Origin of the sequence: Paraburkholderia fungorum (genome assembly GCF_900099835.1) — a bacterium.
GTDB classification, from domain to species: Bacteria; Pseudomonadota; Gammaproteobacteria; order Burkholderiales; family Burkholderiaceae; genus Paraburkholderia; species Paraburkholderia fungorum_A.
Genome location: NZ_FNKP01000002.1, coordinates 1220308 through 1234546, shown reverse-complemented (window position 1 = coordinate 1234546; position 14239 = coordinate 1220308). Strand labels below are relative to the sequence as shown.

Annotated in this window: 15 protein-coding genes; 8 read left to right on the top strand and 7 right to left on the bottom strand. The window is 61.9% G+C overall.

All coding sequences use genetic code 11. The annotated features are described in order from the left end of the window. Positions 1-48: 48 nt before the first annotated feature. From BLS41_RS21465 to BLS41_RS21450, 4 genes are all read right to left on the bottom strand, one after another. Positions 49-744: an amino acid ABC transporter permease gene (locus BLS41_RS21465; RefSeq protein ID WP_074768458.1), complete on the bottom strand. Its 696-nt coding sequence runs from the start codon at positions 742-744 to the stop codon at positions 49-51. Further along, positions 741-1490, bottom strand: coding sequence for an amino acid ABC transporter permease (locus BLS41_RS21460; protein ID WP_074771095.1), 750 nt, complete (start codon positions 1488-1490; stop codon positions 741-743). Before BLS41_RS21460 ends, BLS41_RS21465 begins: the two co-directional genes overlap by 4 nt. A 106-nt stretch (positions 1491-1596) precedes the next feature. Continuing rightward, positions 1597-2415, bottom strand: a complete 819-nt coding sequence (locus BLS41_RS21455; RefSeq protein ID WP_074768456.1) for an ABC transporter substrate-binding protein — start codon at positions 2413-2415, stop codon at positions 1597-1599. Between the two features lie 173 nt (positions 2416-2588). After that, the gene (locus tag BLS41_RS21450) at positions 2589-3251 is read right to left on the bottom strand and encodes a MarC family protein (RefSeq protein ID WP_083380117.1); all 663 of its coding nucleotides are present in this window, start codon (positions 3249-3251) and stop codon (positions 2589-2591) included. On the opposite strand from BLS41_RS21450, the gene BLS41_RS21445 reads away from it, so the two are divergent. The 6 genes from BLS41_RS21445 to BLS41_RS21420 all read left to right on the top strand — a co-directional run bounded on the left by BLS41_RS21445 (position 3232) and on the right by BLS41_RS21420 (position 8270). Next, positions 3232-3456, top strand: coding sequence for a hypothetical protein (locus BLS41_RS21445; RefSeq protein ID WP_143026336.1), 225 nt, complete (start codon positions 3232-3234; stop codon positions 3454-3456). The genes BLS41_RS21450 and BLS41_RS21445 overlap by 20 nt on opposite strands. Then, positions 3453-3779: a hypothetical protein gene (locus tag BLS41_RS38530; RefSeq protein ID WP_143026335.1), complete on the top strand. Its 327-nt coding sequence runs from the start codon at positions 3453-3455 to the stop codon at positions 3777-3779. The genes BLS41_RS21445 and BLS41_RS38530 overlap by 4 nt, the downstream gene beginning before the upstream one ends. Positions 3780-4113: 334 nt before the next feature. Next, entirely contained in the window at positions 4114-6375 is a 2262-nt protein-coding gene (locus tag BLS41_RS21435) for a TonB-dependent siderophore receptor (protein WP_171910286.1), read from the top strand. Positions 6376-6545: 170 nt separating this feature from the next. Then, positions 6546-7133 (top strand): RNA polymerase sigma factor, encoded by a 588-nt coding sequence (locus tag BLS41_RS21430; RefSeq protein WP_074768448.1) that lies wholly within the window; start codon positions 6546-6548, stop codon positions 7131-7133. A gap of 12 nt (positions 7134-7145) precedes the next feature. Beyond that, on the top strand, positions 7146-7460 hold the full coding sequence (locus BLS41_RS21425) for a hypothetical protein (RefSeq protein WP_074768446.1): 315 nt from the start codon (positions 7146-7148) through the stop codon (positions 7458-7460). Positions 7461-7553: 93 nt separating this feature from the next. Continuing rightward, positions 7554-8270: an O-methyltransferase gene (locus BLS41_RS21420; protein ID WP_074768443.1), complete on the top strand. Its 717-nt coding sequence runs from the start codon at positions 7554-7556 to the stop codon at positions 8268-8270. Between the two features lie 62 nt (positions 8271-8332). Here the strand turns inward: BLS41_RS21420 and BLS41_RS21415 are convergent, their stop codons facing one another. Continuing rightward, complete coding sequence (locus BLS41_RS21415) at positions 8333-10393, bottom strand: pyridoxamine 5'-phosphate oxidase family protein (protein ID WP_074768440.1); 2061 nt, start codon at positions 10391-10393, stop codon at positions 8333-8335. A 32-nt stretch (positions 10394-10425) separates the two neighbouring features. Next, positions 10426-11067, bottom strand: coding sequence for a glutathione S-transferase family protein (locus tag BLS41_RS21410; protein WP_074768438.1), 642 nt, complete (start codon positions 11065-11067; stop codon positions 10426-10428). Between the two features lie 109 nt (positions 11068-11176). On the opposite strand from BLS41_RS21410, the gene BLS41_RS21405 reads away from it, so the two are divergent. Next, positions 11177-12109: a LysR family transcriptional regulator gene (locus BLS41_RS21405; protein WP_074768436.1), complete on the top strand. Its 933-nt coding sequence runs from the start codon at positions 11177-11179 to the stop codon at positions 12107-12109. A 170-nt stretch (positions 12110-12279) separates the two neighbouring features. Continuing rightward, entirely contained in the window at positions 12280-13155 is an 876-nt protein-coding gene (gene purU, locus BLS41_RS21400; protein WP_074768434.1) for a formyltetrahydrofolate deformylase, read from the top strand. A gap of 82 nt (positions 13156-13237) precedes the next feature. On the opposite strand, the gene BLS41_RS21395 is transcribed toward purU, so the two are convergent. Continuing rightward, a complete protein-coding gene (locus BLS41_RS21395) occupies positions 13238-14095 on the bottom strand; it encodes a glycine betaine ABC transporter substrate-binding protein (protein WP_074768432.1) in 858 nt (285 codons plus the stop codon). Between the last annotated feature and the right edge of the window lie 144 nt (positions 14096-14239).

The window sequence follows — 14239 nt, the reverse complement described above, 5'->3', positions numbered from 1 at the left end:
TTTACTTATCTGCGGCAACGCCATTGAGCGGCACACGCAGCGGCAACACTAACGCGACGCACCGAGGCCGCCCGAGGTTGCCGCCAGCAGCCTTGTCGCACCCCATTGAAACGCGGTGCACAGCACCAGATACACCAGACCGACGAACAGGAAAATCTGCGCCGGATACACCATCAGCCGGCTATTGACCTGGTTCGCCAGAAACGTGAATTCCTGCACGCCGACGATATACGCCAGCGACGTATCCTTGATCAGCGACACCCACTGATTGATAAACGACGGTGCCATCATCCTGATAGCCTGCGGCAGCAGCACGTGCCGCAACGCCTGCGCGCGCGTCATGCCGAGCGACATCGCGGCCTGCCACTGGCCGTCGCCGACCGCGACGATGCCCGCCTGCACCGAATGCGACAGATACGCGCCGCCGATCAGCGCGAGCGCGCACACGACCGTCGCGAGTCCCGGCACATCGATATGCAGTAGCACCGGCATCAGGAAGAAGGTCCAGAAGATCAGCATCAGCACCGGAATCGCGCGAAAAAAGCCGACGAAGGCGAGCAGCAGCATATGCACGCCGCCGCGCGTCATCACCAGTGCGACGCCGCCTGCGAGTCCGAGCAACGCGGACAATACGGCGGACAGCACGGTCAGCACCAGCGTCAGCGCGACGCCGCCGAGCGGCCCCGCAGGGAACGCGCCGAGCAGCAGATAACGCGCGACAGGCAACCAGTCGAGTGCGCTCATGAACGGCCTCCACGCGAAAGCCGCAAGCCGCGCGCGCCCGAAGCGCCGCGTCGCTGCCACAGTAGCAACGCAACTTCGATCGCTGCAATCGACACGACGTAAAGCACGGTCGCCATGCCGAACGACTGAAACGTCTTCAACGTTTCCGTCTCGACCTGGCGCGACGCATACGACAACTCGGCGAGACCGATTGCCATCGTCAGCGACGAGTTCTTGATCACATTCATATATTGCCCAGCCAGCGGCGGCGTCGCGATCCGCACCGCCTGCGGCAGGATCACATAGCGGAACGCCGCGAGTCGCGTGAGACCCAGCGCGGCAGCCGCATGATGCTGTCCGGCGCGCACACCCTGCATCCCCGCGCGAAATTCTTCACAGATAAAAGTCGTCGTGTAGCACGTGAGGCCGAGCCATCCGGCGACGAATTCGAAGCTCGGCCACGCGAGCGTAAGCGGGCCGAACGCGATCGTGTGCGGCGTATTGAGCCAGGTCATCACACTGTCGGGCAGCAGGGTTGCCGCGCCGAAATACCAGAACAGCAGTTGCACCAGCAGCGGCGAATTGCGGAACACCATCACGTAACCGGCTGCCGCACGGCGCAGCGACGCATAAGGTCCGGTGCGCGCGAGCGCCAGCCCGAAACCGAGCAGCGTCGCGCATACGATCACCGAGGCCGACAGCGCCAGCGTCATCGCGAAGCCGTGCCATATCCACGTGACGTAGCGAGGTTCGAGCCACGCGTTCATCATGACCACCCATCCAGAAAAGCAGAAGCTATTGCAAAGGCGCAAACAAAACAAACCGGCCCGCCGTCATGAAAACGGCAGGCCGGCTGGCAGACGTGTGAAAAGTTCAGCTCTTTTGCGGATCGCCGATCTTGAACAGACGCGGCAGCGGTGCCTTGCTGGTCGGACCGAACCACTGGTCGTAAATCTTCCCGGCGTTGCCGTTGGCTTCAAGACCTTCCAGCGTCTCGTTGACGACATTCAACAGACGCGCTTCGTTCTTCGGTACGCCGACGCCTTCGTAGTCGTTCGAAATCGTGAACGGCGGGATCTCGTACTTCTCCTTGTCCGGCACGTTGGCGAGCAACGCGACCAGCTTCGGGCCGTCCTGCGTGATGGCCTGCACGTTGCCCGTGCGCAGCGCGGCGAAAGCGAACGGTGTGTCGTCGTAGGCGACGATCGTCGCGTTCGGGAATTGCGCGCGCACCTGCTGTTCGTTCGTCGTGCCCTTATCTGCGCCGATGCGCAGGCTGGCCAGTTGCTGCGGCGACTTCAGGACCCCCTTCTTCGCGATGAACTGCGTGCCCGACGCGAAATACGGCGTGCTGAAATCGATTTCCTTCTTGCGTTCGTCGGTGATCGTGAAGTTCGCGAAGACCAGATCGACCTTGTTCGACTTCAGGAACGCAATCCGGTTGGCCGGGTTAGTCGGCTGGATTTCGAGCTTGACGCCCAGCTTCGCGGCAACCGCGCGGGCGTAGTCGACGTCTAGGCCGACGATCTGATTGGTCTTCGGATCGACGAAACCGAACGGCGGATTGCTGTCGAACGTCGCGACGCGCAGCACGCCCGCTTTCTTGATGTCGTCGAGCCGGTCGGCGTGCGCGACGCCGGACAATGTCAGCAGCAGTCCGATGACGGCAGCACTGCGGGTAAAGCGTTTCATATCCAAGCCCCGTATTTTTGATTTCGATGGTTCTGCATTACGTCGGCGCGTTTTGCGCACCTGCGCGGCGACTGTAGCAGCGCGTGCTGCCATAAAGAACCAACAAATTGTCAGGTGCTTAGTCGATCGGCATATAACGGTGGCGGTGGCGCTTTACTCGCGCGCGCCGCGGTTCAGTGCAGATGCAGGCTTTCGATCAGACCGGCTACACCGATCCACAGCAATTGCACGCCGATGCAGAACAGCACGAAGGCAAAGAGCCGCATGGCGATTTGCGTGCCGACGGTTCCGAGCAGCCGCTCCATCCGTCCGGCGTAGCGCACGCAGAAGAAGATGCTCAGGCACAGCAGAACCAGGGCAAGCGCAGCGCCCGCGACATGCACGGGCAGGATGCCTTCGTGTGGAGATCCGGTGCCGAGCGCAATCGCGACTGCAATCGATCCTGGCCCGACTGTGATCGGCAGCGTCAGCGGATAAAAGGCCTTGCTGCGTAGCGAGGCTGTGCGCTTCGGGTCCGGTGCGGGCGTCGACTCGGCGGTGTCGTCGGTCGGCGATTGCAGCAGGCCCCAGCCTGCGGTTGCGATCACGATGCCGCCCGCGACGCGCAACACGTCTTCCGAAATGCCGAAGAACTTCAGCACGTACGCGCCGACCGACAGCGACGCGAGCAGAATCACGAACCCGTTGATCGCGATGCGGCGCGCGAGTTCGGCGAGGTCTTCGTCGCTGGCGCCGCGCACCATGCTCAGGATGATCAGCGCGACCGCAGGCGGATTGATGATCGGGAAAAGCGTGGTGACGATCAACAAGGCCGACTTGAAGAATTCGCTCAACATGAACATGGCGTTCGACCTGTTGTGTTCAGTGAAGATGTCTGCTTTGACGCTGGATCGATTTCTGGCGGACGGAACGGGGCGTGCCGGAATGCTCCGGTTCTTCCATCGCGCAGTCTACGACGACGCGCCGCCGAAGCAGAACGGCACCATAGTGCCGTACTTCGTGCCGAAGCTTGCAACAGAATACGATCACTTTCCGCCGTGACGGAGACGATCGAGATCGAGCATGGGAGGGACGTTCAGTTTCGACGCCGCGCCAAGCAGCTTGCCGCTGTCCGGCTCGACGTACAGTCGAATCATGTTGTCGTGCTGGCCCGCGATGCTGCCGTCGTCGGCGGCTTCGTGCTGCAATGGCCGCGCATTGCCGACATCGTCCGCGAGATAGAAGCTCGAGCCGCCGATGCGACATGGTCTGCAGATCGAACTGCACGCCGCCTTGCTTGTCGCAACGATGAATCCATCCCTGCGCGCATCGCGTTGGCGAGTTCGTCGATGCCGTTTCGGTCGCAACACGCCGCCAATAAGTAAGGGGCAGTAAGGCACCGGCCTGGTGCCACGAGAATGCCGGACATCACTCGGTGTTCTCCTGGAACTGAGCGCCAGCGAAAATTATTTCGCGGCTGCCAATAAGCCTGCGATAACAAAGCTCCGACCGTTGCGTGCCAATGCCGTCCCTCCGCCAACGGCCCTCGGCGCGCGCCAAACTCAACCAGCCCAAACCCACCTTCCGCGCACCAACCGCCGTCTCAAAAAAACGACGGAATCATTAAGCATTCGCATAATTTCTTTGTAAGAGTAAATGGGAATGATTATCATTCGCCTTTTATTTGTCTGCGGGTTGATGCGTTCCATGAGTTATCGCTTGAGTTATCGTGCAAATCATCGCTTTCCTTCATCGGCTGCACGGCCGCCCGCTTCCGCATCCGTGCGGCGACAAGCGGGCAGTCATCTGCGTCCGATCGTCGTGATGCTCGCTTTCGCCGGCATCGTGCCGACGATGTCGTGGGCCCAGTCCAGCGACACCGGCAATACGGCCAACGCCACTACCAACGCCAGCACCAGCACAAACACCCCCGCCGCACAGGAAGCCCAGCTCCCCACGGTCGCCGTCAACGCCAGCAGCGACGACGTGCAGCCGCCGACCGAAAAGACCCATTCCTACACCTTCCACTCGACGACCGCCGGCAGCAAGATCGCGCTGTCGCCCAAGGAAACGCCGCAATCCGTTTCCGTGCTGACGCGTCAGCAAATGGACGACTTCCAGCTCAATAGCGTGAACGACGCGCTGAAACACGTCACCGGCGTCACCGTCGATCAATACGAAACGGACCGCACCGACTTCATGTCGCGCGGCTTCCAGATCACCAACTTCCAGTTCGACGGCATCGGCACGCCGCTGATCTACCAGTCGCAATATGGCGACATCGACATGGCGCTATACGACCGGGTCGAAGTACTACGCGGTGCCGACGGACTGAATGCCGCCACCGGCAACCCGTCGGCGACGGTCAACTTCATCCGTAAGCGGCCCACTTACGACTTCCAGGCATCGGGTGATATCTCGTACGGATCGTGGGACACGAAGCGTATCGACGTCGACGTGTCGGGGCCGTTGAACAAGGCGGGCACGGTCGCCGGACGTCTCGTCGCCGTGCACGAGGACGGCAATTCCTATATCGACCGCTACAAGCCGAGCAAGGACATCGTCTATGGCGTGGTCGAAGCGAACCTCACGCCGACGACACTCGCGACGCTCGGCTTCAGCTACGAAAACAACCGCTCCGAAGGCGCCCAGTGGGGCGGCCTGCCTCTCCTCGACGCGAACGGCAATCAGCTCAGCTATGGCGTGGGCGCGAGCATGGCGCCGAGTTGGGCGTACTTCAACACGCAGGAAGAGCGCGCCTTCGCGGAGTTGACCCAGCAACTCGGCCAGCGCTGGAAATGGAAGACGACAGCCGCTTTCAACGACATCTCGAGCAACGCGAAAATCTTCTACCCGAACGGCTCGCTGAATGCGGACGGCAGCGGCATCGAGTCGTATACGTCGTGGTGGAAGGAGTCGAACCGGCAGATCGTGCTGGACTCGAACGTGTCGGGCAAGGTCGATCTGTTTGGGCGCACGCACGACCTTGTATTCGGCGCAAGCTTCTCGCGCTCGGAACTGAGCAATCCGTCCGGCGAGGGCGATACCGACGGCACTGCGCTGAGCCTGTCCGAACTGCTGGCGGGCACCTTCCCGGAACCGGCCTTCGGCGCCGCGACCGACTACACGCATTACCTCGACGTGCGCCGCAGCGTGTACGCCTCGTCGCGCTGGAATCTCAGCGATCGTGTGAATCTGCTGCTCGGCATCAACTACACGCAGGCAGGCAGCAGCGGCGACGCGAGCGGCACGCCCTATTCTCAGCAATCGGCCGGCTCGTCGCCGTACGTCGGCCTGACGGTCGATCTGACGAGACAGATCACCGCATACGCCAGCTTCACGAAGATTTTCAATCCGCAATACCAGTTGAACATCGACAGCCAGTTGCTCGGCCCCGCGCGCGGCAGCAGCGCCGAGGCGGGCGTCAAGGGCGCGTTCTTCGACAACCGGCTGAATACGTCGCTCGCGGTCTTTCATGTGCGTCAGACCAACGTCGCAACCGATGCGGGCCTGAACCTCGAAACCGGCAACGAGGCCTACACGGCGGGCAACGCCACCTCCGAGGGCGTGGAAGCGGAAGTGTCCGGGCAACTCACGCACGACTGGAACGTCAGCGCGGGCGCGACGATTCTGCGCGTGGTCGGCGACGACGGCCTGTCGACGCAAACCTTCGTGCCGCGCAAGACCTTGCATCTGTCGACCACGTACCGGGTTCCGTATCTCGATCACAAGCTGACGGTGGGCAGCAGCGTGCGCTGGCAGAGCGCCACGCGCTTCGAATCCGAAGGCGTGGGCACGGTGAAACAGGGCGCGTATGCGGACCTCGATTTCATGGTGCGCTATGACGTCAACCGGCACTTCAGCATCACGGGGAATCTGAATAACGCGCTCAACAAGAAGCACTTTGCGTCGCTGGAATACTCGACCGGGATCTACGCCGGTCCGTTGAACGGCAGTGTTAATCTGACGTGGCGGTATTGAGGACGGAGCCCGCCTGACGCCCCTCCCCTGCACGTCCCGATGAGTCCGGTACGCGTCGCCAACGCGGCGCGTCCACTCGTCGCCCGGGACCAGACGGCCGCCTCATCCGCTGCGAGAAATTTATTTTCCGCTCACCACAATATCCGCTCCGCTGAAACGTCTTCAGACGCATGGAACCGCCACTCACGCCGGATACGACGAACCAACGCGATAGCGACATCACCGCAACGGTGATCCGCGAGCGCACGAGGCTCGTCAATTTCATCCGGCGCCGGATTCGCGATCCCAACGATGCCGAGGACATCCTGCAAGATGTTTTCCACGAATTCGTTCAGGCTTACCGGCTTCCTGCGCCGATCGAACAGGCGAGCGCGTGGCTCTTTCGGGCTGCGCGCAACCGCATCGTCGACCGTTTTCGCAAGAAGAAGGAAGAACCGCTGACGGACCTGTCAGCAGCAGAGCACGACGACGATGCCGGCGACGAATATCGCCTAGATCTCGCGCTGCCTGCGCACGACGCCGGTCCAGAAGCGCTCTATGCCCGCGCGATTCTGCTCGAAGCCTTGCAGGACGCACTCGACGAATTGCCGCCCGATCAGCGTGACGTGTTCATCGCGCACGAACTGGAGGGACGCTCCTTCAAGGAGATGGCGGCGCAAAGCGGCATCGCGCTCAATACGCTGCTCGCGCGCAAACGCTACGCGGTCCTGCATCTGCGCGCGCGGCTGAAGACGATTTATGACGAACTGGATATCTAAAGGAGTCGACGGATGAAATTTCGAACCCGATGTATCGGCAAAGCACTGCTGGTGGTGGTCGGCATAGGCGTGCTCGGGGTGGCGGTCATGCTGCTATGGAACTGGGTGGTGCCGGCATTGTTCGTCGGCGCGCGGACCATCGACTTCGCGCACGCGTTGGGCCTGCTGGTATTGAGCCGCATCCTGTTCGGCGGCTTTCGCGGCGGCGGCGGCTGGCGCGAGCGGCGGCACTGGCGCAAATGGAACGCGATGACGCCGGAAGAACGCGAACGCGTGCAGGCGGCGTGGGCGTCACGTCACCGGCCAGGGCGGCCGACGGCGGAGTGAGCCGCCGCACCGGCTGCAACCAGAGCCGCGCGCGACTGCCGCTGTCGCGCGCCAGCTTGTCGGACCAGATCGAGTCAGCTTCCTGGAGAACGTATGACATCAACAGCCACAACGCTTCTGCGGCGGCTTCATGAGCAGAGCCAGACCGAAGTGATGGCCCGCGCACGGGCGCAATTCCATGGATCGAGCGAAGAGTTCCTGACGCTCGCCGACGAATACGACACGCTTGCGCCCCGGTTGCGCGGACGTTTCCTCGAAACACTCGGGTTATCGAGCGAAGATTTCGAAACCTCGCAGGGCACGGCGCTGTCGCTGGCGGTATCGGCGGAAACGGGACGGTTCTTGCAGAACATGGTGCTCTCGCACAAGCCTGCCCGCATTCTCGAACTCGGCAGTTCGTGCGGCGTATCCACGTTGTATTTCGCCGAGGCGCTTCGCACGTTGGGCGGCGGCGTGGTCGTCGCGACCGAACTCGATCCGCTCAAATGCGCGCAACTTCGCGCGCACGTTTGCCTCGCTGACGTGGACGCTTATGTCGATCTGCGCGAAGGCAACGTGTTCGAGACTGTTGCAGGACTGGACGGCACGTTCGACATGGTGTTCATCGACGTATGGGCCAATACGTATCTCGACCTGTTCCGGCACACGGAGCATCTGCTGCGACCGGGATCGATCGTGCTCGCCGACAACATGTACACCGCCGAGGACGCCGTGCGGCCATACAAACAGTATCTCGACGACAACCCGCGCTTTTCGACCACGACGCTGGATTTCGAATCGGGCGTGGAGTTCACCGTCGTCGTGGCGTGATTCGGGATTCGGGATTCGGGCAGAGGGGGCGGAGTCGCGCTCTGATTAGCCGCGCCCCGCGCTCACAGATCCAGCACGACAGGGGCTTCATCACCGGCGACGGGCCGGGCCATGCAAACCAGCGCCGACCCCGCTTCGATTTCCGCCTCGACCTCGCCGTCGTATCGCACACTGCCCGACAGCAAACGCGTCGAACACGTTCCGCACATTCCCGAGCGGCAACTCGACGGCGCGTCAATGCCATGCGCTTCCGCGAACTCCAGCAAACTCCCGTCGCCGGACGACCACGGCAGCGTTTGCTTCGAGCGGGCGAAGGTCACGGGCACAGTCACGGCTGGCGCGGCCTCGATTTCTGTCCCGGCACGCGTGCTCGTGCGCTTCACGCTCGCCGGACCAAAGGCCTCGAAGCGGATCCGTTCATCGGCGACATTCAGGCCGCGCAATCCTTCGTACAGATCGCGCATGAACCGCTCCGGGCCGCACAGGTAAAAGTCGTAGTCGTCGAACGGCAGCACGCGCTTCAATGCGTCGATCCCGACTCGCCCCGCCGATACGCCTGGCGCCCGCACCTCGCCCGCGCTATCGAACAGATGCAACGAAACCGCCGGATGCCGCGTCGCGAGTTCCTTCAGATGAGCGCTGAATGGCCGCTCACCATCGGTACGCGCACCGTGAAAGAAGAACAGTCGTTTGCCGCTCTGCGAACCATCTTGTCCAGCTGGCTTCAACGCGTGATGCAGCATTGCGATCATCGGCGTAATGCCGATGCCCGCTGAAATGAACACCGCCGGTCGCGGGCTGGCTTCATCGTAGAAGAACGCACCGCCCGGCCGCTTCGCTTCGATCAGCGCGCCCGCAGCCAGCCGGTCATGCAACCAGTTCGATGCGGTGCCTTCGCGCTTCACGCTGATCCGGTAACGCCGCGCATCGTGCGAATCGGACAGCGTGTAGGTTCGCAGAAGCGGCTCGCCGGATTGCGTCGCCGGGACTCGAATCGGCAGGAATTGTCCGGGCTTGTATGGCGGCAACGGCGTGCCGTCGATGGATTCGAAATAGAACGAGCGAATCGACGGCGTTTCATCGACAACCGCCGCGACTTTCAGCTTCTGCCAGCCCGATGGCTGAGGTTGAGCCGGTGCCTGCACCACCTCACGCGCAACTTTTGCAAATTGCGGCGCCAACTCGACCTCGGACCAGCGAAACGGCAACACGCCGCGACTGCGCCGCACTTCATCGATATGAAAACGCACGAGCCGCTGCGCGCCATCGAATGCTGTCAGTTCCTCGCCTTCCCAAATCACTTCCGCGCGCACCGCCAGATACAGCAGATCGCCCGTTGCGAAGTCGATAAACAACAACCCGGCGCGCGGATCGTGAATCAGGTTGCCGATCGTGTTGAAGAAGTTATTGCCGCTGTAATCGGGCGTGGTCAGCGTATTCGCATCGTCGACGCGAACAAAGCCCGGCGCCCCGCCCCGATGCGAAACGTCGACGCCACGCGCCAGTTGCGCATCCTCTTCGAGATTCGCGCTGGCGATAAAGAACGTGTCCGCTTTCGCGAGCAACGCGCGGTCGGCGTCGCTGAGTTGCGTCGCCACTTCGGATTGCAGCGAACCGGCCGCAGCGCCACGCTCGACAAAAGTCGGCGTACGGCTCTGAATATACTTCGCGCAATTGCCGAAACTCTGCGTCACGTCGATCACCAGCGCGCCCCCTTCCGCAGACCTCACCCGGCCGTTGATCCGGTTACGCCGACGCGTCTGCGGCTGCAACCCCAGACCGCCGATCATCGTGCCGGTCTGCCATGCCGCCGCGAGCGGATCGCCAGGCAACGCACCGCCGTCGATACGCAGCGTGTGCGCATCCGGTGACGACACGAACCCGGGCGCAGCCGCGCGCAACGTCGCCCACGGCTGCCCGTTTGCATCGACGCCGCCGAACACCATGAACGGTTGTTCCGCGAAAAACTGACGATGCTGGTCCGGCATATAACGCCGGATTCCGCGACGGCCGCTCGAATCCGCCTGACTGCTCACGCCCGCGCGCTGCTGCGCCAGCAACTCGGCGGCGTGAAACGGCGAGGCTTCGACGCCCCAACCATTCAGCGGGATAAAAGTGGACATGTGCGGACTCCAGCATCACCAGGTAGGGTCACTCAGGCTGCGAGCAGACCGGCTTTGGTCGTCGGCATCGCGATGAAACGCGGCAATGCCTCGACACGGCGCAACCATGCGCGAATGTTCGGGTACGGCTCGAGCGACACGCCGCCTTCCGGTGCGTGCGCGATGTACGTGTGTGCGGCGATATCGGCAATCGTCACCTGAGCGCCCGCCGCGAACGGCTTGCCGGCCAGTTCCTGTTCGATCACGTCGAACAGTTTGACGGCCACGTTCTTCGCGTTCTGATGGTCGTACGGTGCGCCGAACACCGTCACGAGCCGTGCGGTACAGGGTCCGTAAGCAATCGGTCCCGCCGCGAGTGACAACCAGCGCTGCACCGCAGCCGCGCCGACCGGATCGTCGGGCAGCCATGACGAATCGCCGTAGCGCTTCGCCAGATACACGAGAATCGCGTTCGAATCGAACAGCGTGAGATCGCCGTCCTGGATGGTCGGCACCTGACCGAACGGGTTCAGCGCGAGATATTCGGGCTTGCGGTTGTCGCCCGCTTTCATATTCAATTCAACCACTTCGAATGGAAGATCGAGCATCGTCAGAAAAAGTTTGACGCGGTGTCCATGCCCCGAAAGCAGGGTCGTGAACAGTCGGATTGGCTGAACTGGGCGGGCAGCAGGCATAACGGGCTCCGGTTTTTGATAAGGTACTTACGCACAATAGGCTCTCGCGCGACGCCGCGGTAGCCGGATAATCGTGGAAACACAATCAATCGAAGATGGACAATCGACCATGGCCGACGTACGTGACGTAAACCTGAACCGCCTTGCGATCTTCGTCGCGGTCGTCGACGCCGGCTCGCTGACCGCCGCGGCGGCGCGGCTTGGGCTAGCGAAGACGATGGTCAGCACGCACATGCAGCGGCTGGAAGCGGAAGTGGGCGCGAGCCTGCTGATCCGCACCACGCGACGTTTGAGCGTCACCGAAGCGGGCCGCGCGTTCTATGACGCCAGCGTGAAAATCCTGCGCGCCACCGAAGAAGCGCTGAGTGCGGTCAGCGGCGAAACTGCGCCGGTGCGCGGCACCTTGCGCGTCAGTTCGCCGATCGATTACGGCGCGCTGGCGGTCGCGCCCACGCTGGTCGAATTGCGCCGCGAGCATCCGCAACTCGATATTGAACTGATCTGCATCGATCACTATGTGGACCTCATCGCGGACGGTATCGACGTCGCGATCCGCCTCGGCCGTCTCGCGGATTCGAATTACCGCGCGGTGAAGCTCGGCACGTTCGTCAAATGGATTGTGGCGAGTCCCGCGTTTATCGAACGATGGGGCATGCCGCGCGCGCCCGCTGATCTGTCGGCGCTGCCGTTCAACGCGATGACGGTTCTGCCGCATCCGTTGACACTGGAACTGCACTGCATGAACGGCGATACGGGCGCTCCACACGATAAGCCCGAAAAACAAACCGTGCGGTGCGAAAGTGCGTTCCAGGTCAACACTGCCGACGCATGCCGCGCAGCGACGCTCGCGGGCGGCGGCTTCGGCCTGTTGACCGATTTTTCGATTGCCGGCGATATCGCCAGCGGACATCTGGTGCGCATGCTGCCGCAATGGTCGACCGAACCGGCGAGCATCCAGGCCGTTTTCCCGCCTACCAGCCACCCGCCCGCGAAAGTTCGCGCGCTGATCGAGACGTTCAAAAAGCAACTTGCTTATTCATAGTCGTCTTTCGGCCACGCCAGTCGCCAGCTTTGAACCGCTCTCGAATCTGACGCTCCCGTTCCAGCGCGAGGGCGGTTAGCTTCTATCCGTGCCACCGGCCCGTTTGCTCTACTGCGATGATCCGTGCCGCGTCCGCGGCGTTGGCATCCTGTCTATGTGGAGAAGAACGCATGTCCGCCGATTCCCGTCCTGCCCAGCTGGTCCTCACCGTCGCGTGTCCGAGCGCGGCGGGCCAGGTTGCCGCCGTAGTCGGCTTTCTCGACCGGCATCACTGCTATATCGACGAACTCACCGTTTTCGACGACGACCTCAGCGAACGCTTCTTCGTGCGTTGCGTATTTCATGGCGTCGATCGTGACGAAACGCTGCAACTTGCCGCGCTCAAACGCGAGTTCGAACTGATCGCCGACCGCTTCCAGATGACCTGGGCAATCCACGATGTCGGCGCGCGACCGAAAGTGTTGATCATGGTCTCGAAGCTCGAACACTGTCTCGCTGATCTGCTGTTCCGCTGGCGCATGGGCGAACTGAAAATGGATATTGTCGGCATCGGCTCGAATCATCGCGATCTCGAACCGCTCGCGCAGCAGCACGGTCTACCGTTTCACCATCTGCCGATTACCGCCGACACCAAGCCGCAACAGGAAGCGCGCTTGCTCGATTTGTTCGACAGTTCGGGCGCGGAATTAATGATTCTCGCGCGCTATATGCAGATTCTGTCCGGCGAAACGAGCCGCGCACTTGCGGCGCGTGCGATCAATATTCACCATTCGTTTTTGCCCGGCTTCAAGGGTGCAAAACCGTATCACCAGGCCCATACGCGCGGGGTCAAACTGATCGGCGCCACCGCGCACTTCGTCACCGACGATCTCGACGAAGGCCCGATCATCGAGCAGGTGGTGGAACGGGTCGATCATTCGTATAGCCCGGAACGCCTGCTCGCGACCGGACGTGACGTCGAATGCATTACGCTCGCGCGTGCGGTGAAGGCGTTTGTCGAACGGCGCGTTTTTATCAACGGCGATCGGACTGTGGTGCTGCAATAAAAAAAAACGCCGCTGAAATAGCGGCGTTTTCTGTGAACTTCCGCTTCAACGCAGCGGAAGATCTGTTACCTGCAAAGCAGGCTTACTTCACCCAGCTATCTACCCGGTCACCATGCGCGCTGATCCACGCATCGGCGGCGGCGGTCGGCTTCTCGCCGTTCTGCGTCGCCAGCATCACACTGTCGATCTCGCCCGGCTTCCACTGAAACTTCTTGAGAAACGCGACGACCGGCGGCGCTTTCTTTTCAAGCTCAGGATTCACCACGCTATCCACATGCTCGGATTCGCCGAACACCTTCTTCGGATCTTCGAGGAATTTCAGCTTGTACTTCGCGAACATCCAGTGCGGCTTCCAGCCCGTCACGATGATCGGCTTGCTCGCCGCTTCCGAGCGCGCGAGTTCAGCGGTCATCGCGCTGCCCGAACTTGGCATCAGTTGATAGTCGAGTCCGTAAGCCTTGATTGCTTCGCTGGTTTTCTGCATCACGCCCGCGCCCGCATCGATACCGACAATGCGCGCGCCGAACTCCGACTTCTTCGCTTCGAGATCGCCGACGGTCTTCACGTCTGCGTTATCCGGCACGATCAGGCCGATCTTCGCGTCGTTGAAGTTTGGCCCGAGATCGACCACCTTCTCCTTGAAGTTGTTCCAGTACGCACCGTGCGTGACCGGCAGCCACGCGGACAATGTCGCGTCGAGGTCGCCGCGCGCCACGCCCTGCCACATCACGCCGGCCGCGACCGGCACGAGCTGCACTTCGTAACCGAGGCGCTTTTCGATCACGCGCGCGGCCACGTTGGACGTCGCGACGCTATCGTCCCAGCCTTCTACGTAACCGATCTTGATGGTCGGCTTCGTATCGGCCGACACGCCCACGCTCATCACCGCGAGCGCCGCACTCAACGCGCTTGCCATCACTATCGTTTTCATCAGTCTCATCGCCGTTCTCCCGTTCGCCGTCAAACAACCTGTTGAGCATTTAGAATCGCCAGCCAGAAATGCCGGGTAGCGTTGTTTTGCGACATCCAGTTGTCCGCGCGCGACCTGCTTCACGAATCTGGAGCGCTTTCACTGCAGAGTCTT

Coding starts and splice junctions, on each gene's coding strand:
- BLS41_RS21465 (WP_074768458.1), bottom strand. CDS start 744: ATGAGCGCACTCGACTGGTTGCCTGTCGCGCGTTATCTGCTGCTCGGC.
- BLS41_RS21460 (WP_074771095.1), bottom strand. CDS start 1,490: ATGAACGCGTGGCTCGAACCTCGCTACGTCACGTGGATATGGCACGGC.
- BLS41_RS21455 (WP_074768456.1), bottom strand. CDS start 2,415: ATGAAACGCTTTACCCGCAGTGCTGCCGTCATCGGACTGCTGCTGACA.
- BLS41_RS21450 (WP_083380117.1), bottom strand. CDS start 3,251: ATGTTGAGCGAATTCTTCAAGTCGGCCTTGTTGATCGTCACCACGCTT.
- BLS41_RS21430 (WP_074768448.1), top strand. CDS start 6,546: ATGGAACCGCCACTCACGCCGGATACGACGAACCAACGCGATAGCGAC.
- BLS41_RS21425 (WP_074768446.1), top strand. CDS start 7,146: ATGAAATTTCGAACCCGATGTATCGGCAAAGCACTGCTGGTGGTGGTC.
- BLS41_RS21420 (WP_074768443.1), top strand. CDS start 7,554: ATGACATCAACAGCCACAACGCTTCTGCGGCGGCTTCATGAGCAGAGC.
- BLS41_RS21415 (WP_074768440.1), bottom strand. CDS start 10,393: ATGTCCACTTTTATCCCGCTGAATGGTTGGGGCGTCGAAGCCTCGCCG.
- BLS41_RS21410 (WP_074768438.1), bottom strand. CDS start 11,067: ATGCCTGCTGCCCGCCCAGTTCAGCCAATCCGACTGTTCACGACCCTG.
- BLS41_RS21405 (WP_074768436.1), top strand. CDS start 11,177: ATGGCCGACGTACGTGACGTAAACCTGAACCGCCTTGCGATCTTCGTC.
- purU (WP_074768434.1), top strand. CDS start 12,280: ATGTCCGCCGATTCCCGTCCTGCCCAGCTGGTCCTCACCGTCGCGTGT.
- BLS41_RS21395 (WP_074768432.1), bottom strand. CDS start 14,095: ATGAGACTGATGAAAACGATAGTGATGGCAAGCGCGTTGAGTGCGGCG.